The sequence below is a fragment of the Arthrobacter sp. CMU6 genome (assembly GCF_059090205.1).
The window spans coordinates 49,448-69,930 of record NZ_JBNHFL010000011.1; the positions used below are offsets into that span (position 1 = coordinate 49,448).

The following is a 20,483-nucleotide window of genomic DNA, read 5'->3' on the forward strand; positions in this document are numbered from 1 at the left end:
AAGGGGCACTGTATGAAGGGTCGGTGTATGACGGATCTGTGAGCGTCACGAGACGGCCTCCTGTGCTCGGTGGTCGGGACGGCTGGCGATGGGCAACCCGCGTACCCAGAGCCTGATTCCCTGCCAGCGGATCTGCAGGACAACGCGGAGCGGCGCCAGCGGAACCGCGGCCGCCGCAGCCAGGATGCTGCGGGGCGTGGCCGGCCGCCGGGTGCCGGTCATCGTGGCCGTGAAGGGCTTACGTCCGGCGCGCTCCAGCACCACTGCCACGGCAAGTTTTCCACCGGGCTCCGGCAGGCTCATCCGGTAGCTGCCGTCCACCGCGTTGAACGGTGAGACGTAGAATTCCTTGCCCGTCCGGGCGCGGCCGGCGCCGTCCGGCTGCAGGAGGTAGCAGTGCCGTTCGCCGTAGGTGTTGTGGACCTCGGCGATGACAGCACGCAGGGCTCCGTCAGATCCGTGGCACCAGAAGATGCTGATCGGATTGAAAACGTGGCCCAGTACCCTGGCGCTGGCAAGCATGGTGACCCGGCCGCCGTCGGGCTCGTGGCCGTGCACGGCAAGGAAGCGATCCACGTTCTCGCGGATGCTCGCCGCGGGGTCCCCCAGATGGTCCTTCGGGTGGAAGCCGGCGAGGGGCCGCAGCCACCAGGGCAGCCGCGGCAGGTCATCGAGGTCCACGTACCAGCTGTAGCTGCGGTAGGTGAAGGCGTTCTTCAGCGGGTCCTGCCGCACATGGCGGATGCTGGTCCGGTAGATGGCCGCGGTCACGGCACTAGCTCCGCGGCCTGCCCCGCCTCTGCTGCAGCGGTCGCCGGCACTCCGGCGAAGGGATCCTCCCACTGGCGGCCCAGCTGGGCAGCAGCCCGCACACCGGAGGCGGCGCCGTCCTCGTGGAAACCCCAGCCGTGGTACGCCCCTGCGAAGGCCAGCCGGTGATCGCCCAGTTCCCCAAGGCGTTCCTGGGCTGCCAGGGATTCGGGCGTGTACTGGGGGTGCTCGTACACGAGGTCCTGCAGCACTGAGTCCGCATCGATCAGTTCCGATTCGCCGAGGCTCACGATGTAGCTGCCGCCGTCGTCGGGGGTAAGGCGCTGCAGCCGGGTCAGGTCGTAGCTGACCAGCACATGTCCGGGGCGGGCGGCGCAGGACGGCAGCCGGTAGTTCCAGGACGCGCGGGCGGCGCGGCTGCGCGGCAGCACCGCCGGGTCGCGGTGGAACTTGATGTGGTTGACGGAATACGGGATGTTCCCCAGAACCTGGACCTCGGCGGCGGTCGGGTCCGCCATCATGGCGAGTGCTTCGCGGGGGTGGGCGGCGATGACCGCGGCGTCGAAGTGCTCGGTTCCGGCCGCCGTCGTAATCTCCACTCCCGTGGGGATCCGGCGCACGGCAAGCACAGGGTTGGAGAGCCGGACATCGTGGAGACCTTCGACCACGCGGTCAACATAGCGCCGCGATCCGCCCTTCACGGTCTTCCACTGCGGCGAGCCCTTGATGCCGAGCATGCCGTGATGTTCGAGGAAGGTGAAGAGGTACCTGGCGGGATAGGCCAGGGCCGTGGCGGGGTCGCAGGACCAGACCGCGCTGACCACCGGCGCCATGAAGTGGGAGGTGAAGTAGTCGCTGAAGCGTTCGCGTTCAAGGAACTCCCCCAGCGTTTCCTCCGGTCCGCTGCCGTCCGCGGAGTTGGCCAGCAGCGCCCGGGCTCTCCGCCAGAACCGCAGGATCTCGGCAAGCATCAGCAGAAACCGGGGCCGGGTGAGGTTTGCAGGCCTGGCAAAGACACCCGAGGCGCCCTTGGCACCGGCGTACTCCAGGCCGCAGCCATCGCAGCGGATGCTCATGGTCATGTCCGAATTCTGCGTCTCCACGCCGAGCTCGGCGAACAGCCGGATCAGGTTCGGGTACGTGCGGTTGTTGTGCACAATGAAGCCGGTGTCCACAGCCAGGCTCCCCGACCCCTGCCGCACATCGTGCGTGTGGGCATGCCCGCCCGGCCGGGAATCCGCCTCGAAAAGGGTTACGTGGTCCCGGCGGCTGAGGACGTGCGCGGCCGCGAGGCCCGCGACCCCGCTTCCGACGACGGCGACGTGCCGTCCCCCGTCTCCACTACGTGCTGGGCTCGGTGACAATCCTTGCTCCTCTGCTGGACAGTTGCCGCTGATTTGGGTAGTCACGGGCTATTCGGAGCAGCCAGGCAAGGCGGATGGGTGAGGCGTCTTTTTCCGTCCCAAAGCACCCGGAGTAAGGTTGGCTGGTGGTCAACCCCGTGCATTTGAGGACGCTCCTTGAGGTGACGCGGCTGGGTTCGTTCGCGGCGGCGGCAACCCGGCTTGGCTACACCGCCTCGGCGGTGTCCCAGCAGATGTCCGCCCTGGAGCGGGATACCGGCGTCCGCCTGTTCGAGCGCTCCGCCCGCAGCGTCGTTCCCACCGACGCGGCAATGGTGATGGCGCGTCACGCGGCCAAAGTCCTCACCGACATCGAGGCGCTGATGGCTGCCGCATCCAAGACGCAGGACGCCACCACCCAGGAGCTCAGGCTGGGTATCTTCCCGAGCCTCGCCACCTACGTTCTGCCGCGGATCCTGCGCAGTCCGGCATGGAAGGACCTGGGCATCGACCTGAAAGTTTCCGTGGCGGAACCGGCCCAGACCATCCAGGGGCTGCGCACCGGAGGCGACACCGATGTGGCGCTCGTGTACCAGGTGGGGCAGTCCGGGCTCGCCTGGCCGCACACCATCAACCGGCAGTGGATCGGCGACGACAACTTCCGCGTGGTCCTGCCCGCCGGGTGGGGATTCCGCACAGAAGCGAAGGTGGCGGCGGACCATCTGTCGGACATGCCGTGGATCATGCACCATCCCGGCACGAGCGATGCCACCGTCATTGAACGGCTCTTCGCCGGCTGCAACCTCCACCCCCGCGTAGTGGCCTACAGCGACGACTTCCATGCCAGCCTTGAAATGGCGGCCGCCGGCCTGGGGGCAGCACTGGTGCCGGAACTTGCGCTGCTCCACCGGCCCGCCGGCGTCGTGGTGCTGGACGTGCCGGAGATCCGGCTGGCCCGCAACGTCTTCGCCCTGCTCATCAATGACAGGAAGACGGCCCGCGTGCAGCTGTTCGTGGACCTGCTCGCGGAAACGATGGGCAGCCTGGGGCAGTCAGTTAAATGATCCCCGATGCTGGAATGCTCTGCTTTTCGGGTCTATGTTGAAGATATGACCACCAAGGTAGCGAGCCAGCACTTCGGAGTAATCGAGCTGAACCACGGCAGGGACCATAACATTGCCGCGGAGCACGAGCTGGCCGGACAGCGCCTTGAGCTGGATTTGAACATCAACGCCCATGACCACTTCGACGAAGCGGCCATGCACAAGGTGGACTACCGGCTCCGGTATCTCCCCGAGCTCGTGGACGAGGTCAGGGAAATGATTGCCGAGGAGCTCGAGCAGGAGGGCACCAGCCCGCAGGAATACCTCCGCTTCCACTGCAACGCCATCAAGGACGAGCACCTGCAGAAGATCTTCGGCGTGAAGGACAAGAGCCAGCTCACCAACGCGGTGTTCCTCAAGGCCCTGAAACTCGGCCACGTGGGCATCTACCCTGGCCAGCCCGAGCGCTACTTTGTTCTGGATTTCACCCTGGGCGGGCACTTCACGGACGAAGTCCTGGTGGCATCGGCTGACGAGGACGGCGTCGTCGACGACGAGATCGTCTGGGAATCCTGAGGTTTCGGCCGGCTCAACCACCGGAGCTTTAGACGACGACGGCGCCCGTCACCTTTTCGGTGACGGGCGCCGGTTCGTGGCGCTTCTTGCTGCTTGTGCTTCTTACTGCTGGGCGCCTTCGAGCAGGCCGGCGCGGACCGTCTTGGTGGCCGCGACCAGGTTGCGCAGGGACGCTTCGGTCTCGGCGTAGCCACGGGTCTTCAGGCCACAGTCCGGGTTGACCCAGAGCTGGCGGGACGGAACGTGCTTCACGGCGGTGCTCAGCAGTTCGGTGACTTCCTGCTCGCCCGGGACGCGCGGCGAGTGGATGTCGTAAACGCCGGGTCCGACGCCGCGGCCGAAGCCGTGGGACTCGAGGTCGTGGACAACCTCCATGCGGGAGCGGGCGGCTTCGATCGAGGTCACATCGGCGTCCAGGCCGTCGATCGCGTCGATGATCACGCCGAACTCGGAGTAGCACAGGTGGGTGTGGATCTGCGTGGCGTCAGCTGCACCGGCGGTGGCCAGGCGGAAGGAGTTGACGGACCAGTCCAGGTAAGCGGGCTGGTCGGCCTTGCGCAGCGGCAGCAGTTCGCGCAGGGCGGGCTCGTCAACCTGGATGATCTTGATGCCGGCAGCTTCGAGGTCGGCGATTTCGTCGCGCAGCGCCAGGCCAACCTGGTTGGCGGTCTCGCCCAACGGCTGGTCGTCGCGGACGAAGGACCAGGCCAGGATGGTGACCGGACCGGTCAGCATCCCCTTCATGGGCTTGTTGGTCACCGACTGGGCGTACTTGGCCCATTCCACCGTGATCGGGGCGCTGCGGGTGACGTCGCCCCAGAGGATGGACGGACGGGTGCAGCGGGAGCCATAGGACTGGACCCAGCCGTGAACCGTGACGTCGAAGCCTTCCAGGTTCTCGGCGAAGTACTGGACCATGTCGTTGCGCTCGGGCTCGCCGTGCACCAGGACGTCGTAGCCGAGCTCTTCCTGCAGCTCAACAACGCGCTTGATCTCGTCCTTCATGAGCTGCTCGTACTGCGCGTCCGTCAGGTCGCCCTTGTTGTTGCGGGCGCGGGCCGAACGGATTTCCGAGGTCTGCGGGAAGGAACCGATGGTGGTGGTGGGCAGCGGCGGCAGGTGCAGGGCTGCTTCCTGGGCGGCTTCGCGGACCGAGTACTCGGAGCGGTTGAAGTCGGCCGGGGTCAGGGCCTCGGTGCGGGCCCGGACGTCGGCACGGCGGACGCCCTCGGCTTCGGCACGGGAGGCGATGACGCGGGTGGCCTCGTCGATGGCCGGCTGAACTGCGGCGGCGTCGGTCAGCAGGCCGGCGAGGGTAACAACCTCAACGGCCTTCTGGTCGGCGAACGCCAGCCAGCTGCGCAGCTGCTCGGACAGCTGGACCTCTTCCTCGACGTCGTGCGGGACGTGCTGGGTGGAGGTGGAAGTGCTGATGGCCAGCTTGGCGACGCTCTTCTGCAGCTCGGCGATCTTGTTCGCCGAGGCGGCAAGATCGTTGCGCCAGATGTTGTGGCCGTCCACGACGCCGGCGACGAGGGTCTTGGCGCCCAAGGCAGCCAGCGCTGCAGCGGAGGGAACCTCGCCCTTGAACACGTCGATGTGCAGGGCGTCAATGCCGGTGGCGGCGAGGGTGCCCAGCTGGCCGTTCAGTGCGCCGTAGGGCGTGGAGACGAATAGCTGCGGGCGGCTGGCTGCAGCGGTGAGGACCTCGTAGGCGCGGGCAACGGCGGCCTGGATTTCCTGTTCCGGGGTGTCCTGGTCCACAACCAGGGCAGGCTCGTCCAGCTGGACCCAGCTGGCGCCGGCGGCTGACAGCTCCCCGAGCAGCGCGGTGTATACCGGCAGTACGTCCTCGAGGCGGGACAGCGGGCTGAAGCCGGCGGGGGCGTCGTCGGAAGCCTTGCTCAGGAGCAGGAAGGTGACCGGGCCGACGATGTACGGGCGGGTCTCCACGCCGTTGGCGAGGGCGTATTCGAACTCTTCAACGATGCGGTTGGATGTGAGCGCGAAGTTGGTCTCCGGGCCGATTTCCGGCACAAGGTAGTGGTAATTGGTGTCGAACCACTTGGTCATTTCCAGCGGCTGCTGTTCTTTGTTGCCGCGGGCCAGGGTGAAGTAGCCGTCGATGTCCAGCTGCCCCTCAGCATTGAGGAGGTTGCCGAAGCGGGCCGGAACGGCACCTACGTGGGCGACGGCGTCCAGCACCTGGTCGTAGAAGGAGAACGTGCCCGGAACCGCAGCGGCTTCGGTGAGGCCCAGGTCCTGCAGGCGCTTGGCGGTGCCGAGCTGGATTTCCTTGGCGGCGGCGTCGAGGGCAGGGGCGTCAATCTTGCCGGCCCAGTATGCTTCAACGGCCTTCTTCAGTTCGCGGCGGCGGCCGATGCGCGGGTAACCGAGGATGGACGCGGACGGGAAGGGCGTGCTCTGCACGGAAGTCTGTTCAGTCATGTGAAATTCCTTGAATCGTTGGAAAGCTGTGAATGTCTCGGGGAGGAATGCGGTCAGCTGGCGAGCTGGCGTCGGGCGAGCGCGTTCAGGTGGCGGGACGAGCGGGCCGGGCGGGCAAGCGACAGCTTGTCCAGCACCTCCAGCGCGCTCTGGTGCTCGTTGAACGTGTAAATGTGGAGGCCGGGCGCTCCGGCGTCCAGGGCGGCGTTGGCCAGGTCCACCGTTGCACTGACGCCGATACGGAGCCGTTCGGCGTCGGTATCCGCCGCCGCCATCCGCTCGATGAGCTCCGGTGCGGGTTCGACGCCGGTCAGCTCGCCGAGGCGCTTGAGCCGCCGCAGGCTGGTGAGCGGCATGACGCCGGGGATGATCGGGATGGTGACGCCTGCCCTGCGGGCCCTGGTGAGGAGATCCGCATACTGGTCCGTGTGGAAGAACACCTGCGTAATCGCGAAGTCGGCGCCTGAGCGCTGCTTGGCGAGCAGCACCTCGACGTCGTGGGCCTCGCTGGGCGATTCCGGGTGTCGCGTTGGATAGGCCGCCACGCCAACGGCAACCTTTCCGGCGCACAGCAGGGCCGAGCGCCGCTGCTCCACCCTGCGGATGAGCTCAATGAGGTCCTGGGCGTAGCGCAGCGAGCCGCTGACCGGTTCGCCGCTGTCCTTGGGCAGGTCGCCGCGGAGGGCGAGAATGCCGCGGACGCCGGCGTCGAGCAGTTCGCCGATGATCTCCGCGAGCTCCGTCGGCGTGTTGCCAACACACGTCAGGTGGGCAAGCGGGCGGAGGGTGGTCTCCAGCACCAGGCGGTTGATGAGTTCGACGGCGGTGTTCCGGTTGGAGCCGCTGGCACCGTAGGTGACCGACACGTAGTCGGGATCGGTGGCTTCCAATTCCCGGATGGTGGTCCACAGGGTCTCGGCCGCAGCAGGCGAACGCGGCGGAAACAGCTCATAGGAGAGTGCCACCGGTGCGGTGTCGGAGAGATTTGGGTGCGTGTCTATAAGGCTTGGTGGTGACATTTGCGTCCTTGGCTATGGGCCATTGAAGGCTGCGCTGCCGTGGCGGGAAGCCCTGCAGCATGCGGTCAATGAATTGAGTTTGGGGAACACGGGACGGACTTCGGCAGGGCGCAGCCGCGACTGTTACGCCTGTAAAGAAGTCCACCGTGAGCAAATGTCAGGCCCACATGGGGGCACCCACACCCTCCTTGGCGGCCGGCAGGCGGCTCACCGCAGCGGAGGATCGCTGACACGTTACCTCGGTAACTTGTATAGAACTCTAGAAGCCGTCCGGGGACGCCTTCAAGTTGACGCCGAATTAAGACGCTGCTTTACGCCCGATTGGATGGCCCGCCCAGAATTATCTTCGCCGAAAAAGGCTTTCGGGTTCATGGGCCGCCCGGAGCCGGCGGGCGCGCCTCTTTCCAAACCGCAGAAATTAGTCCATTCTTTTGTCACGTCGTATCGGATTCGGCAAGGTCTCAAGTTGAGGAGGCTGGATGCTCCTTTTGACTCTTGCTCGGTGAATCGTTCCGAGAGAACATAAACCGCGCCCGTCGCTTGGCCTGCGTCGTACCGTCCTGAAACTCGCCCGCTGGCAGGGGCGCGGTTCGCCAGCGTTCTGCTGCGGCCGGGCACGGCACTGACGGCGCGGTGGAGTTGCTGGAAGCCAGAAATCCCCACGGCGAAAGGCCATCGAGATGTTCCAGCTTCACAAACCACCATCCGCCGCGGGCTCCGCCCTTGTGCTCCTTCTGGCGCTGAGCACGGTAACGTCGTGCGCCGCACAGCAAAATACAACCCCACAGGCCACCTCCGGCTCCGCCGCACCGACAGCGACGTCGGCCCCGGCGACTGCGTCGGAGTCCCCAACCGGATCTGCGGCATCAGGTTCGGCATCCTCCGGTACCACCGGCTCAGCCGGCGCGGACGAGCTCTGCGGCCCGGGATCCGCAATCAATTTCGACGCCTCCCAGTTCCAGTCTTCCCCCAACGTGGACAACAAGTGGTTCCCCCTGAAGCCGGGCATGCAGTACACCACCACGGGCAACGTCAAGAGTGCCGAGGAAACCAAAAAGCGCACCGTGGTGCACACGGTGACGGGACTGACCAAGGTTATTGACGGCGTCAAGACCCAGGTCATGTGGGACCGGGACTACGCCAATAATGAGCTCGTGGAATCCGAGCTGGCATTCTTCGCCCAGACCAACAGCGGCACCGTCTGGCTCTTTGGTGAATACCCGGAGGAATATGAAAACGGCAAGTTCACCGGCGCCCCCTCCACCTTCATCCATAGCCTGGCCGAGGCCCAGGCCGGCATCGCAATGCAGGCGGATCCCCAGACCAACACTCCCGGTTATGTCCAGGCCCACGCGCCAAGCGTCGACTTCCTGGATTGCGGCCAGGTAATTAAGCAGAACGACAATGTGTGTGTGGCCACGGGTTGCTATGACGACGTGCTGGTGATTGACGAACACAACCCGCTGGAGCCTGCGGTGGGCCACCAGCGGAAGTTCTACTCGGCCGGAACGGGCCTGGTGAAGGTGACCGCCGTGGGCGGCGCCGACCAGGAGACGCTGGACCTCGTCAAGATCGAGCAGCTCACCGACGCCAAGCTGAAGGAAGCCAACCAGGAGGCCCTCAAGCTGGACACGCATGCCTACCAGGTCAGCAAGGACGTTTATGCCAAAACGGACAAGGCTGAGGTAGCCGCCACCGGAACCACCGGCTATTAGCAATCGGGAAGGAGGTGCCCGGGGGGACGCTCCGGGCACCTCCCTTTGGCGCATGAACAGGTCTATATTGATGCCATGATCCAGCTACCAGCCAGCTACGAGGAATACCTTGTTGGCAAGGACCCCAGCTTCGTTGACATGGTCCGTCCGGTCCTTCTTCAGTCGGCAGCGGACCAGTTGCATGGCGTCCGGGTACTCTTCGTTCCCCGGGGACACCAGGCACACCTCGACGATACGATTCCCTACGGGACCATCGTCGAAGACATCGACTGAGGCCAACGCCTCAAGCAGGCCGAACTGTAATACGCCTAGCCTTCCAGCAGCAGCCGCTGGGCACGGGGCGCAAGGGTGTGCTCGAGGACCAGGCAGGCGGCACCCACCGCTCCCACGTCCTCCCCCACGCCCGTGCCTACCACTTCGACGGCGTGGATGTTGCCGGTGTCGCTGCTCTGCTGGATCAGGCCTGGGATCTTCTCCAGATAGCGTCCGGACAGCAGCGGCCAGAAGGGCCCGCCGAACACCACCCGGTCCACGTCCAGGGTGTTGGCCACCGCTGACGCAGCCCGGGCCACAAGTTCAGCTGATTTGTCGATGATGGCTGCCGCCTGGCTGTTGCCGGCGTCGGCGGCCTCGCAAAGCATCGCGAACCGTTCCTGGACGGCAGAGCCGCTGGTGGCGGTGCCGGGCTCAGCGAGGATGCCTGCGGCCTGGGCCTGCGCCACGAGGACCTGGGGAATGCAGGTGGACTTGACGCAGCCGCGCAGCCCGCAGTCACACGGGGCTCCGTCCGGGTCAACGATGATGTGGCCGATCTCGCCGGCGTTGCCCGAAGTGCCGCGGACAACCTCGTCGTTGAGGACGATCCCGCAGCCGATGCCTGTGCCCATGTACATGAAAATAAAGCTGCCTGCGCCGCTTGCCCCGCCGGCCCAGGTTTCAGCGACCGCCGCGCTGGTGACGTCCTTGTCCATGAGCACGGACAGGCCGGTTGCCTCGGCCAGCGCATCCCGGAGCGGCACACTGTCCCAGCCATCTAGGAGCGGCGGTTCCACCACTCTTCCGTTGTCGTGGTCGATCGGGCCTGGCGCCGCGATGCCGAGACCTGCAATCTTGGCGCGGTCCACGCCCGAGTCTTCGACCAGCTTGTCGATTTCGGCGGCGATGGCCGAAATGACTGCATCGGGCCGGGAACTGTCCGGCGTTTTCACGCTCGAATGCTGGACCACCGCGCCCAACAGATCCAGGACGACGAAGGTTGCCACAGCAGGGTCCAGGTGCACACCCACCGCGTACATGCCGGCCGGATTCAGCCGAAGGATGGTCCGGGGCTTGCCGGGACCGCTGCCCTCTTTGCCGGCCTCAACGATGAGGTTCTGGTCCAGCAGCCGCCGGGAGATGTTTGAAATGGTTTGCGGGGACAGGCCAACGATCTGGGCCAGTTCCACGCGGCTGAGCCCGCCGGCGGCTCGGCGGATGGCATCGAGAATGACAGTCAGGTTGAAGTCGCCCATCCGGGGCAGGTTGGTTCCGCGCCTCGGCGAGGGCTGGCGGATCTCGGTCAAGGATTCCCCTATCATCTGCTGTTGGCCACTACCAATGTCTGAATCGTACGTTACGCCCCTGGTAACGGGTACGCCCCACGCGCAGGGCAGCGCGGGGTCCTTCGACGATGGCCGGCGGCGCTCATCCGGCGGCCCGCCTGACGCTGGCGGCCACCGTGAATTTGGGGTTCCGGCCCTTCACTGTGGTGGGACCAACCAGCCGCTCCAGGGCGGGCACATACCGCAGGTGGCTGTTGAATACCGTCCAGAGCTGGCCCCCGGGCGCCAGCACCCTGCCCGCCGCCTCAAACAGCTTCAGCCCTGCCCCGGCATGGACGCTGGAGCCCAGGTGGAACGGGGGGTTCAGGAGGATCAGGTCCGCGCTTCCGGCCGGAAGGTTGCTCATTGCATCATCCTGGACGGCCGTGATGCCGGCGGCCAGGCCGTTGGCACGGGCGGTTGCCCCCGCCGACGCCACTGCGGCCGCGGACCGGTCCGTGGCGACAACCTCGGCTTCCGGGTTCCGCCGGGCGTACATTGCTGCAAGGATCCCGGTGCCGCAGCCAAGGTCCACGGCGCGGGCGGCGGAGGGCATCTCCGGCAGGTACCTCAGCAGGAAGCGGGTTCCAATGTCCAGGCGGGTGCCGGCGAAAACGGCCCCGTGTGCGCAGATTTCGAGATCGAGTTCGGCGTTGTGCTCCTTTACGGGGTAGGGCGGAGCTTCTTCCGGACGCAACAGGTCCGAGGCAATGAGGAGCCGTGATTTCTGCCGCGCCAGTTGCGGCTGGACTGTGCGGAAGTACTTTCCCAGTACTGCATTCATGCCGAGGGACATGTGCTTGACCCGGCCGCCGGCGAGCAAAACAGCGCCGGCGGGCGCGTGCCGGGCAACGGCGTCGGATATCTCTTCGAGTTCAGCGAGCGTCCTGGGAAGCTGCAGCAGCACCAGGTCCGCACCGGACAGCAGTTCCGCGCCAAGCGGCAGCTGGGCAAAGCCCGCCGAGAGTCCCAGCGCTGCCGCATTGTTGCGCAGCGCCCGTTCCCCGGTGACCAGGTCCTGGTGCACCCGCACCACGGCCGGGGCCGGACCGGCGCCGCCTGCGAGCAGCCCGAGCGTGAGAGCCCCGTAGTTGTCCCCGATGACGGCCACCGTGCTGTCAGGGGTGAGCAGATCCCCGGCGGCATCCAGCAGGAGGGAGTCGGTGGCATCCCACGCCTGAAGGTTGGCGGCCTCGACATCCGGGTGCCTTCGAAGCAAGCCCAGAACCTGCCCAAGACCGTTTTCTGTCACGTGTTGCCGCCGCCTCTACCTTGCTTCTTGCGCGAAAATCCGCCTGTGCAAATCTACCGTGGATCCGCCGGGTCTGCGGGGGCCGCCAGGAGTTTGAGGATTTCCGTTACCGCGGCCCGGCCGGCCCGGTTTGCGCCGATGGTGGACGACGACGGGCCATAGCCCACCAAGTGCACCCTGGGTTCCGCCGCCACCTGCGTTCCTGCCACGGCGATCCCACCGCCAGGTCCCCTCAGGTGCAGCGGTGCCAGATGCTCCAGCTCGGCCCGGAAGCCGGTGGCCCACAGGATCACGTCCGCTGCGAGGAACCCGCCGTCTGCCAGCCGGACGCCGCCGGGTTCTATCGCGGTGAACATCGGCCGCCGGTCCAGCACGCCGCGGGCGGCCGCCGCCCGGAGGGCCGGAGTCCAGATGAGCCCGGTGGCGGACACGACGCTTTGCGGCGGCAGTCCCTGCCGTACCCGGTCTTCCACGAGGGCGACGGCATCGTGCCCCGCCTGCCGGTCGAACCCCTCCCGCCACACGGGCTCGCGGCGGGTGAACCAGCTCGTGGACGTGACCCTGGAGATTTCGTCCAGCAGTCCGACGGCGGAGATCCCGCCGCCCACAACGATGACGTGGAGGCCGCGGAACTCCTCGGCAGACACATAGTCGGCCACATGCAGCTGGCGGCCGCCGAACGTGAACTGGCCCGGATAGATCGGCCAGAACGGCCTGGTCCACGTTCCCGTGGCGTTGATGACCGCCCGGGCCGACCAGCCGCCGTCGGACGTGGTGATCCTCAGCCGCCCGGCCGGATCAGCGTCCTCCCGTTCGACGGCGAGCACCTTGACGGGCCGCTCGACGGCCAGCCCCACCTGCTGTTCGTAGGCAGCGAAATACCGGCTGAGGAAGGCGGAACTCGGCTCCGACGGGTCGACGTCAGGCTGCGGTATTCCGGGCAGGTCGCTGATGCCGTTGACCGTGGCCATCAGCAGGGTCTTCCAGCGGTGCCGCCAGGCCCCTCCCGGCCCGTCCTCGGCGTCCAGCACCGCGTAGGTCCGCCCCATACCGGCTCCCGCAGCAGCTCCGACTGGCTGCCCTGCGGCCGGGGCGGGCGTAAACCCGCGGCTGGCGAGGTGGAAGGCTGCGGAGAGGCCGGCCTGCCCTGCGCCGATAACCACGACGTCGGCGCTCCGGGTCGCTCTGGCGCTGGTCGGAGTCTCACCGCTCAACAGTGCCGCTCCCCCGTCTCATTCATCCGCTCCACGTCTTCATCCTAGGCGTCCTACCCGGCGCCGTCCCGGTCTGCGGCACGGTCTGACTGCCGCCCGTCGTCTGCACGCGAAGGGTCCCCCTGCACCCTGAACGCCAGAGTGGAGGAGGACCTGCCGGGCTTTCGTTTTGTTGTCCCCGATTCTCAGTCGTCGCTGCCGTGGCCGCCGCTGCCGCCACTGTCGTCACCGGGCTCAGTGGCCTTGCGCTCTCCGCCCTTGTCGTCGCCGGGCTCGATGGCCTTGCGCTCTCCGCCCTTGTCGTCGCCGGGCTCGGGTGTTGTCCGCAGCCCGCCGTGGTCATCGCCGGGCTCCGCCACACGCGGGACCTCGTCTGAGCGGAGACCGCCGTTGTCATCACCGGGCTCCGGGGTGGTGCGGAGGCCGCCCTTGTCGTCACCCGGTTCTACGGAGACGGAACCGCTGCCGACGAAGTTCCCGGCTGGCGCTGGCACGGTTCCGCCGTTATCGCCGACCGGCTTCGGGGTGGTCCGGAGGCCTCCCTTGTCGTCGCCCGCTTCCGCAGCCTTGGACGCCTTCTTGGCGGCAGCTGCTTTCTTGTCGTCCGCTTGCGTGTCCGTACTGGGCTTCGCCGTTGCCGTGGAGGAGCTGACGGCAGGGGCCGGTGTTCTGGTGGCAGAGTCGTCTGTGACGAGGACGCTGCTGGCGTCGTCACTGGTACCCGGGCCGGTGTTGCTTAGCGACTGGGTGGTGGCGAAGGCGGCCCCTCCGGTGAGGAGAATGCCGGCGGCGGATAGTGCGAGGGCTGCTCTTGTCTTCATGGCTCCACAGTAGGAATTCGCTGTCGAGGATAGGTGCAGCGGTAATCCAAGACTTGTCCAAGATTGGCCCCGCGCTTCCCTCGTCCCGAACCGCTCTTCCGGGACGACGCTGCCGCAGCCGGACGGACTCACGTTCCGCCGCGGAGCAGGGCGGAACGTGCAGGGAGAACTGCGCGGGTGCTGGGAAGGGAGCGCGACTTAGGAACGCGGATCAGACGCCGCTGATGAGTCGCCAGTTCAGTCGTCGGTGTTTAGTCGTCAGCGCCGTGGCCGCCGCTGTCATCGCCCGGCTCCGGCGCCTTCCGCAGGCCGCCTTTGTCGTCCCCCGGCTCTACGGGGACCACATTGACCGGAACGGGAACGGGAACGGGCTGGACGTTCACTACCCCGCCGTTGGTCCCGCCACCTGGGCCGGAGTATGACGGTGCGGCCGGGGATCCGCCGGTTGTCCCGGGCAGTGCGGCCGGGGCAGACTTTGCCGGATTCGGCTTCGCGGCGTTTGGCGCCGCACGGGATTTCGCGGAGCCTGGCTTGGCGGGGCTGGATTTCGCCGGGGTGACCGTCTCCTGCGCACCGGCCTGCGTGCCCGTTACCTGTGGTGTGGCCTTCGGCCCTGTGGTGGGAGCAGGTGGCACGGGGGCATTGGGCAGGAGGACGACGTTGGCATTGCCGGTGCCGGTGGGCGAGACGCTGAGCACCTGGGTATTGACGGCAAGTGCCGCAGAGCCCGCTGCGAGTATTCCTGCAACGGACAGCACCAGTGCCGCTCCCGTTTTCATGGCTCCACTCTAAAGGCACAGCGGGAAAAGCGGGCCCAACGGATATCCAAGATTTGTCAAAGATAGCCGCGCCAGTAGTCCTGGGCTTAACGAAAAAGCCGCCGGTCCATGTGTTGTCCATGATCCGGCGGCTACTTGGTGGAGCTGAGGGGACTCGAACCCCTGACCCCCTGCATGCCATGCAGGTGCGCTACCAGCTGCGCCACAGCCCCAAGCTATTTCCTTCGGAATCTTTGCGTTTTCTCGAAGCAACCCGACCAGCGTAGTCCACAAACCGCCAAGATGCGAATCGAGGACATGTGGCTTCCGTCACGTCCATCGCGGAGCCCAAAACGCCGGTCCGGGACACCTCTCCGGGAAACAAAAATCCGCCGGAATCTTTCGATTCCGGCGGATTATCCGGTGGAGCTGAGGGGACTCGAACCCCTGACCCCCTGCATGCCATGCAGGTGCGCTACCAGCTGCGCCACAGCCCCGTATTCTTGCTGCTTCAGGCCCTGGGCCTGGTCCGTGGGATCCGTTCATCTGTCCGGATCCCTCCGAAGCAACTCAAATATCTTAGAACAGCGTTTCCGAAAATTCCAAATCGGGCATATTCGGACCCGCAGCCTGCTCGTGCTTGCCCTACTCCTGTTCCGCGGTGGCAGCAGCCTTTGCCGAGGCGTCGTCTCCCAGCTGCAGGTCCACGACCGGGCAATCCTTCCAGAGCCGCTCCAGGGCATAGAAGACACGGTCTTCCTCATGCTGGACATGGATGACGACGTCGGCGTAGTCCAGCAGGACCCAGCGGCCGGCCGAACGGCCTTCCCGCCGAACCGGGCGGAGGTCCTGCTTGATGAGTTCCTCTTCAATGCCGTCGACAATGGCGTTGACCTGGCGTTCGCTGGGTGCCGAGGCAATGAGGAAAACGTCGGCCAGGGCAAGGCGTTCGCTGACGTCGAGGGCAACGATGTTTTGGGCGATCTTGTCCGCCGCAGCCCTGGCTGCATGCCGGGCTACGGTGACGGACGATTCGGATGCGGTCACGGGACTCCTTGTGGTGATGAAAAAAGCGTAGGTGGTGGTACTGGCTGGTCAGCGCGAAAGGCCGCTGATGATCATAATGACGCCGACGACGAGGGCAATGGCGCCGAGCGCCAGTACGCCAAGCTGAATCAGCCTCAGCCGGTTTGCCCGGGCGAGTCCGGCGGTGGCTGCGTCCAGGGGTTCCAGCCCGTAGGCGGACTTGGCTGACACTGGCGGCAGCGCCGTGACGTCTTCGCTCGACTCGTCGGACCAGTCATTCTGGACGGCGCCGGCCGGAGGAACCGCTGCCGAGCGCGCTGCAGCTTCCGCCCGGGCTATGACCCGCGACCGCCCCGTGATCGGCGTGCTTGGGCGGGACGCCTTGGCTGGGCGGTTCCCACGGGCCGGAACCCGGGGGCCGGGGTTGGTTACGACGGGAACATGCGAGGTGGCCGGCCGCTTCATGACTGGACGGTCGAGGCCGGGCACCTGCTCAAATTCCAGCGGGGTCACCATGGCGAGGTTGCTCGCGGTGGACGGACCGTTTTGTCCGTTCTGCTGCGGCGTGTTCTGTTCGGCCAGCTTCTGCTTGGCCATGGCCCGCTTGTTGAGCACCGCGGCCCGTTCGGCCAAGGCAATCTGCTGGGCCAGGATCTCCGGATCCACGGCTTCAGGATCGGTCGCCGCGATATGTTCCATCTTGGCGATCTGGTTCTTGGCCTGTTCGGCGAGGAGGGCACGCGCCTCCAGGGCCTGCTCCACCGTCATGCCCTCGGGGAGCTCGTCACCGGCCGGTGCCGCGGGCCGCGGCCCCGGACCGCTGGAGGGCTGGCCTGCGGGTTTGGACCCGGCTGCCGGAGAAGTTTTGCCGGCCGTAGCGGACGGCGAACCAGACGAAGAGGCCGGCGATTTCCCGGTGGCGGTACCGCCGTCGGCCGGCGGCACAACGGGCATTGCCGAGGTGACTGCCTGCTCCTTGAGCTGCATCAGCCGCAGCTGGCGGCGCGTCGGTGGGCCACCACCGGAAAGCTGCTCTTCCTTTTCGGCCAACTCCTTGATGGTTCGCAGGGCCGCCCTGTCGCGGGCACGGATCTGCGACGAGCGTTCGGCGGCCGACCCGGCTGGCGGGGAGTCCACGGGGCCAGGCGCTACCCGGCGCACGCGTCCGGCGGCATTTTCCTGCCGGTTGCCTCCGGAAGCGCGTGAAGGGTCAGTTTTTTCGGGGCCGGAAGGTGCGGATGCGCCGGAAGCGGCGGACGTGCCCGGCCCTGGGGCGGCCGGACGTTTCGGAGCAGGCGGGTTTGCGGCGGGAGCTTTTGAGGCCGGCGGTTTTGAGGCAGGGACCGACTCGCTGGCACCCGGAGGGGCGGCGTTCCGGTTCTTGGCCAGGGCTTCATCCCGGGCCTTGCGCAGTTCTCGGCGGCTGCGGATCGGTGGCTGTTCCTGACTCATCTCAAACTCATTCAGTACTGGCTGGATCGTTTGTCTCGGTGGGTTCGGAGCTGCAGTTCCCGGCCGGTGCGGCGTAGAGCCCGTATTTCGCGATGTACTGCACCACTCCGTCCGGCACCAGGTACCAGACAGGGTTGTGGGCGGCAACGCGGGCGCGGCAGTCGGTTGACGAGATCGCCATCGCGGGTACTTCGAGCAGGCTGACGTCCTTCCGGCCCATGCCGTCGAGCTCATGGCCTGGCCGGGTGACTCCCACGAAGTGGGCCAGGGACCACAGCTCGTCGATGTCCTTCCACGACAGAATTTGCGCCAGGGCGTCAGCGCCGGTGATGAAGAACAGGTCGGCATCAGGCCGCTGCGTCCGCAGGTCGCGGAGGGTGTCGATGGTGTACGTGGGACCGGGGCGGTCCACATCGACACGGCTGACGGTAAACCGCGGGTTCGACGCCGTGGCGATCACCGTCATCAAATAACGGTGCTCGGGTTCGCTGACCTTCTTGCTGGACTTTTGCCACGGCTGGCCAGTGGGCACGAACACGACTTCGTCGAGCCCGAACTTGGCGGCCACCTCGCTGGCGGCCACAAGGTGGCCGTGATGGATGGGATCAAATGTCCCGCCCATCACGCCCAGCCGCAGCCGGCGCTGCGTATCCTTGTGGTGCAGTGCGGCGGAAATCTTAGTGGCCCTGGCCGTGGTCGTGCTTGTTGGGGTGCTGGCGGTGCGGGTCAGCGTGCTCATCAACCACAGTGTGGCGGTTGCCCAGGTTGGTGTAGGAGAGTGTGACGAACATCAGCACCACGAAGATGGCAAACATCGAGACGCCGAAGACCCACGGCTCGGCCCACAACGGTGCCCTCTCTTCGTGTTCTGCAACTGACGCGGCAATCTGCTGGAGCAGCATTTTCTCCCCTAGGAATAAAAAGGATGACGACGGCGGAAATTCCCGCCGGTCCGGACTTCTTTACTATGTTACCGCTATGTCAGGAGCGGACTTGGCCCTCGCCCTGGACAATCCACTTCGTGGTTGTCAGCTCAGTCAGGCCCATCGGGCCGCGGGCGTGAAGCTTCTGCGTGGAGATGCCGACCTCGGCGCCCAGGCCCAGTTCGCCGCCGTCGGTGAACCGCGTTGACGCGTTCACGATGACCGCAGCGGAATCGATTTCCGCGATGAAGCGCTCGGCATTCCGCAGGTCATTGGTCAGGATGGCTTCGGTGTGCCCGGTCGACCACGTCCGGATGTGCTTCACGGCGTCATCCAGGCTGTCCACCATGGCCACGGCCAGGTCCAGGTCCATGTACTCGGTGGCCCAGTCGTCATCGGTGGCCGGCAGGGACTCCACCGAGGCCGGCAGCGCGGCCCGCACGCGGTCGTCGGCATGGAGCCGGACACCCGCCTTGCTCAGGGCTGCGGCGACGGCGGGCAGAACCGTGGAGCCGGAGTGCACAAGGAGCGTTTCCACCGTGTTGCAGACGCTGGGTCGCTGCGTCTTGGCGTTAAGGAGGATCTCCACCGCCATGTCTTCACTGGCTGACTCGTCAATGAAGATGTGGACATTTCCCTCGCCGGTCTCGATGACCGGCACGGAGGAGTTGTTGACGACGGTCTGGATCAGTTCACGGCCGCCGCGGGGAATCAGCACGTCGACGCGTCCGCGGGCACGCATGAGCACGTTGGCGCCTTCACGGCCGTACTGGTCCACTGTCTGCACGGCATCGGCGGGCAGCCCTACGGATTCCAGGGCGTCGCGCAGCACGCGAATAAGGGCCTCGTTGGTGAAGGCCGCCGCCGAACCGCCGCGGAGGATTACGGCGTTGCCGCTCTTGAGCGCCAGGCCTGCGATGTCCACCGTCACGTTCGGACGCGCCTCGTAAATGGCTGCCACCACGCCCATGGGGACGTTGACCTGGCGCAGGCGCAGGCCGTTGGGCAGGGTCTGTCCGCGCACCACATTACCCACGGGATCGGGCAGCCCGGCGAGGTTCTCCAGGGCGGCGGCGAGGGCGGAAATACGGGTTTCGTTGAGGGTCAGCCGGTCCAGGAGGGCGGCGGACGTGCCGTTGGCGCGGCCCGCTTCCACGTCCTTGGTGTTTGCGGCCAGGATCTGCCCCTTGTTTGCGAGCAGCGCGCTCCCGATGGCGCGCAGGGCCTTGTCCTTCCAGGCCCGGTTGGCGCGGCCCATGCTGCGGGCGGCCTGCCGGGAACGGTCGGCGATGGCGTAGACGGCCGACTCGACGTCCGCCGCTGCGGGCCGGCTGTCTTCCGGCAGGGTGGGGACCGTCGTAGCGTCGTTGGATGTCTCAGCTGCTTGGTTCATCAGTGCCTCAGTCATCATTCAAGTCTAGGCGAGTCCCCCGCTTAGACCAGAACCAGGTCGTCAACGTGAACAACTTCACGGTCAAACCCGCGGCCCAGGGCCTCGCCCAGCTCCACGGTGGACCGTCCGAGCATCTGCGGCAGTTCGGCCGCGGAGTAGTTCACCAGTCCGCGGGCAATGACGGTGCCTTCAGGCGAGACCATTTCGACGGCGTCGCCGCTTTCGAAGTTGCCTTCGACAGAGGTGATGCCGGCGGGCAGCAGCGAGGTGTGGTTGTCCCGCACGGCCCGGACGGCGCCGGCGTCAAGGAACAGCCGGCCCTGCACGTGGGCCAGATGCGCGAGCCACATCATCCGGACGGACTTGCGCCCCCCGTTGACGGTGAACCAGGTTCCGACGTCCTCGCCGGCCAGGGCCGCGGCGGCGTTGGAGGTGGATGTGACGAGGGCGGGGATTCCGGAGTCGGCAGCCATCGTGGCGGCCTCCACCTTGGTCTGCATGCCGCCGGTGCCGACGCCTGCCTTGCCGGTCTTGCCGATGGAGACGCCGTCGAGGTCCTCGGGGCCGTCCACCTGCGGAATCCGTTTGGCCCCCTTGGCCGGCGGACCGTCATAGAGGGAGTCGACGTCGGACAGCAGAACCAGCGCGTCGGCCCGCACCAAATGCGCCACGAGGGCGGACAGGCGGTCGTTGTCGCCGAACCGGATCTTGTGCGTGGCGACGGTGTCGTTCTCGTTCACGACGGGCACCACGCCAAGGTTCAGCAGCCGGTTGAGGGCACGGAACGCGTTGGTGTGGTGGCTGCGCCGCATGAGGTCATCGGCGGTGAGGAGCACCTGGCTCACGGTGACGCCGTGGGCGGCGAAGGCGTGCGTGTACCGTGCCATCAGCAGGCCTTGCCCCACGCTGGCCGCGGCCTGCTGCGTGGCGAGGTCGCGCGGACGCTTTGCCAGGCCCAGCGGGGCCAGGCCGGCCGAAATGGCTCCGGAGGAAACGAGGATGATCTCGGTTCCCGCGTTGCACTTGGCGGCCAGCACATCCGAAAGCTCGGTGAGCGCCTCCTCCGATATTCCGCCCTTGATGCTGGTAAGGGACGACGATCCTACTTTGACCACAATGCGGCGGGCCCTGGCGAGCATGCTGCGATCG

General features: G+C 66.5%; 19 protein-coding genes and 2 tRNA genes. 4 read left to right on the top strand and 17 right to left on the bottom strand.

The features are described 5' to 3' along the window. Nucleotides 1-45: 45 nt before the first annotated feature. The gene (locus AC5RWD_RS09715; protein ID WP_494019814.1) at nt 46-771 is read right to left on the bottom strand and encodes a DUF1365 domain-containing protein; all 726 of its coding nucleotides are present in this window, start codon (nt 769-771) and stop codon (nt 46-48) included. Next, nucleotides 768-2,135: an NAD(P)/FAD-dependent oxidoreductase gene (locus AC5RWD_RS09720; RefSeq protein ID WP_494019815.1), complete on the bottom strand. Its 1,368-nt coding sequence runs from the start codon at nt 2,133-2,135 to the stop codon at nt 768-770. Before AC5RWD_RS09720 ends, AC5RWD_RS09715 begins: the two co-directional genes overlap by 4 nt. A 125-nt stretch (nt 2,136-2,260) precedes the next feature. Here AC5RWD_RS09720 and AC5RWD_RS09725 point away from each other — a divergent pair, with 125 nt between their 5' ends. Both AC5RWD_RS09725 and AC5RWD_RS09730 read left to right on the top strand, forming a co-directional pair. Further along, the gene (locus AC5RWD_RS09725) at nt 2,261-3,178 is read left to right on the top strand and encodes a LysR family transcriptional regulator (RefSeq protein WP_494019816.1); all 918 of its coding nucleotides are present in this window, start codon (nt 2,261-2,263) and stop codon (nt 3,176-3,178) included. Nucleotides 3,179-3,223: 45 nt separating this feature from the next. Beyond that, a complete protein-coding gene (locus AC5RWD_RS09730) occupies nt 3,224-3,733 on the top strand; it encodes a DUF2004 domain-containing protein (protein ID WP_494019817.1) in 510 nt (169 codons plus the stop codon). A gap of 102 nt (nt 3,734-3,835) precedes the next feature. Here the strand turns inward: AC5RWD_RS09730 and metE are convergent, their stop codons facing one another. After that, nucleotides 3,836-6,181, bottom strand: coding sequence for a 5-methyltetrahydropteroyltriglutamate--homocysteine S-methyltransferase (metE, locus tag AC5RWD_RS09735; RefSeq protein WP_494019818.1), 2,346 nt, complete (start codon nt 6,179-6,181; stop codon nt 3,836-3,838). Nucleotides 6,182-6,234: 53 nt separating this feature from the next. Further along, the gene (locus tag AC5RWD_RS09740; protein ID WP_494019819.1) at nt 6,235-7,200 is read right to left on the bottom strand and encodes a methylenetetrahydrofolate reductase; all 966 of its coding nucleotides are present in this window, start codon (nt 7,198-7,200) and stop codon (nt 6,235-6,237) included. 680 nt (nt 7,201-7,880) lie between these two features. On the opposite strand from AC5RWD_RS09740, the gene AC5RWD_RS09745 reads away from it, so the two are divergent. Together AC5RWD_RS09745 and AC5RWD_RS09750 are read left to right on the top strand one after the other, a co-directional pair. After that, entirely contained in the window at nt 7,881-8,915 is a 1,035-nt protein-coding gene (locus AC5RWD_RS09745) for a hypothetical protein (protein ID WP_494019820.1), read from the top strand. 75 nt (nt 8,916-8,990) lie between these two features. Continuing rightward, nucleotides 8,991-9,188, top strand: coding sequence for a hypothetical protein (locus tag AC5RWD_RS09750; RefSeq protein WP_003800990.1), 198 nt, complete (start codon nt 8,991-8,993; stop codon nt 9,186-9,188). A gap of 35 nt (nt 9,189-9,223) precedes the next feature. On the opposite strand, the gene AC5RWD_RS09755 is transcribed toward AC5RWD_RS09750, so the two are convergent. The 13 genes from AC5RWD_RS09755 to proB all read right to left on the bottom strand — a co-directional run bounded on the left by AC5RWD_RS09755 (nt 9,224) and on the right by proB (nt 20,473). Further along, nucleotides 9,224-10,477: an ROK family protein gene (locus AC5RWD_RS09755; RefSeq protein WP_494019821.1), complete on the bottom strand. Its 1,254-nt coding sequence runs from the start codon at nt 10,475-10,477 to the stop codon at nt 9,224-9,226. 121 nt (nt 10,478-10,598) lie between these two features. Then, nucleotides 10,599-11,747, bottom strand: a complete 1,149-nt coding sequence (locus AC5RWD_RS09760) for a class I SAM-dependent methyltransferase (protein WP_494019822.1) — start codon at nt 11,745-11,747, stop codon at nt 10,599-10,601. 53 nt (nt 11,748-11,800) lie between these two features. Beyond that, the gene (locus tag AC5RWD_RS09765; RefSeq protein WP_494019823.1) at nt 11,801-12,961 is read right to left on the bottom strand and encodes an NAD(P)-binding domain-containing protein; all 1,161 of its coding nucleotides are present in this window, start codon (nt 12,959-12,961) and stop codon (nt 11,801-11,803) included. A gap of 185 nt (nt 12,962-13,146) precedes the next feature. After that, complete coding sequence (locus AC5RWD_RS09770) at nt 13,147-13,782, bottom strand: hypothetical protein (protein WP_494019824.1); 636 nt, start codon at nt 13,780-13,782, stop codon at nt 13,147-13,149. 251 nt (nt 13,783-14,033) lie between these two features. Continuing rightward, nucleotides 14,034-14,561, bottom strand: a complete 528-nt coding sequence (locus tag AC5RWD_RS09775; protein WP_494019825.1) for a hypothetical protein — start codon at nt 14,559-14,561, stop codon at nt 14,034-14,036. A gap of 136 nt (nt 14,562-14,697) precedes the next feature. After that, nucleotides 14,698-14,773: transfer RNA gene (locus AC5RWD_RS09780), tRNA-Ala, on the bottom strand. Between the two features lie 191 nt (nt 14,774-14,964). Then, a tRNA-Ala gene (locus AC5RWD_RS09785) sits at nt 14,965-15,037 on the bottom strand. Between the two features lie 148 nt (nt 15,038-15,185). Beyond that, entirely contained in the window at nt 15,186-15,587 is a 402-nt protein-coding gene (gene rsfS / locus AC5RWD_RS09790) for a ribosome silencing factor (protein WP_494019826.1), read from the bottom strand. A 48-nt stretch (nt 15,588-15,635) separates the two neighbouring features. Then, nucleotides 15,636-17,018 (bottom strand): hypothetical protein, encoded by a 1,383-nt coding sequence (locus AC5RWD_RS09795; protein WP_494019827.1) that lies wholly within the window; start codon nt 17,016-17,018, stop codon nt 15,636-15,638. Nucleotides 17,019-17,025: 7 nt separating this feature from the next. After that, a complete protein-coding gene (gene nadD, locus AC5RWD_RS09800) occupies nt 17,026-17,757 on the bottom strand; it encodes a nicotinate-nucleotide adenylyltransferase (protein ID WP_494019828.1) in 732 nt (243 codons plus the stop codon). Then, a complete protein-coding gene (locus AC5RWD_RS09805) occupies nt 17,696-17,920 on the bottom strand; it encodes a hypothetical protein (RefSeq protein WP_494019829.1) in 225 nt (74 codons plus the stop codon). The genes nadD and AC5RWD_RS09805 overlap by 62 nt, the downstream gene beginning before the upstream one ends. A 79-nt stretch (nt 17,921-17,999) precedes the next feature. Beyond that, nucleotides 18,000-19,349 carry a glutamate-5-semialdehyde dehydrogenase gene (locus AC5RWD_RS09810; RefSeq protein ID WP_494019830.1) on the bottom strand — a complete coding sequence of 450 codons (1,350 nt, stop codon included), beginning with the start codon at nt 19,347-19,349 and terminating at the stop codon, nt 18,000-18,002. 26 nt (nt 19,350-19,375) lie between these two features. Further along, nucleotides 19,376-20,473, bottom strand: a complete 1,098-nt coding sequence (gene proB, locus AC5RWD_RS09815) for a glutamate 5-kinase (RefSeq protein ID WP_494019881.1) — start codon at nt 20,471-20,473, stop codon at nt 19,376-19,378. Nucleotides 20,474-20,483 lie beyond the last annotated feature (10 nt).

Coding starts and splice junctions, on each gene's coding strand:
- AC5RWD_RS09740 (WP_494019819.1), bottom strand. CDS start 7,200: ATGTCACCACCAAGCCTTATAGACACGCACCCAAATCTCTCCGACACC.
- nadD (WP_494019828.1), bottom strand. CDS start 17,757: ATGAGCACGCTGACCCGCACCGCCAGCACCCCAACAAGCACGACCACG.
- metE (WP_494019818.1), bottom strand. CDS start 6,181: ATGACTGAACAGACTTCCGTGCAGAGCACGCCCTTCCCGTCCGCGTCC.
- proB (WP_494019881.1), bottom strand. CDS start 20,473: ATGCTCGCCAGGGCCCGCCGCATTGTGGTCAAAGTAGGATCGTCGTCC.
- AC5RWD_RS09795 (WP_494019827.1), bottom strand. CDS start 17,018: ATGAGTCAGGAACAGCCACCGATCCGCAGCCGCCGAGAACTGCGCAAG.
- AC5RWD_RS09770 (WP_494019824.1), bottom strand. CDS start 13,782: ATGAAGACAAGAGCAGCCCTCGCACTATCCGCCGCCGGCATTCTCCTC.
- AC5RWD_RS09750 (WP_003800990.1), top strand. CDS start 8,991: ATGATCCAGCTACCAGCCAGCTACGAGGAATACCTTGTTGGCAAGGAC.
- AC5RWD_RS09730 (WP_494019817.1), top strand. CDS start 3,224: ATGACCACCAAGGTAGCGAGCCAGCACTTCGGAGTAATCGAGCTGAAC.
- AC5RWD_RS09745 (WP_494019820.1), top strand. CDS start 7,881: ATGTTCCAGCTTCACAAACCACCATCCGCCGCGGGCTCCGCCCTTGTG.
- AC5RWD_RS09805 (WP_494019829.1), bottom strand. CDS start 17,920: ATGCTGCTCCAGCAGATTGCCGCGTCAGTTGCAGAACACGAAGAGAGG.
- AC5RWD_RS09775 (WP_494019825.1), bottom strand. CDS start 14,561: ATGAAAACGGGAGCGGCACTGGTGCTGTCCGTTGCAGGAATACTCGCA.
- AC5RWD_RS09810 (WP_494019830.1), bottom strand. CDS start 19,349: ATGACTGAGGCACTGATGAACCAAGCAGCTGAGACATCCAACGACGCT.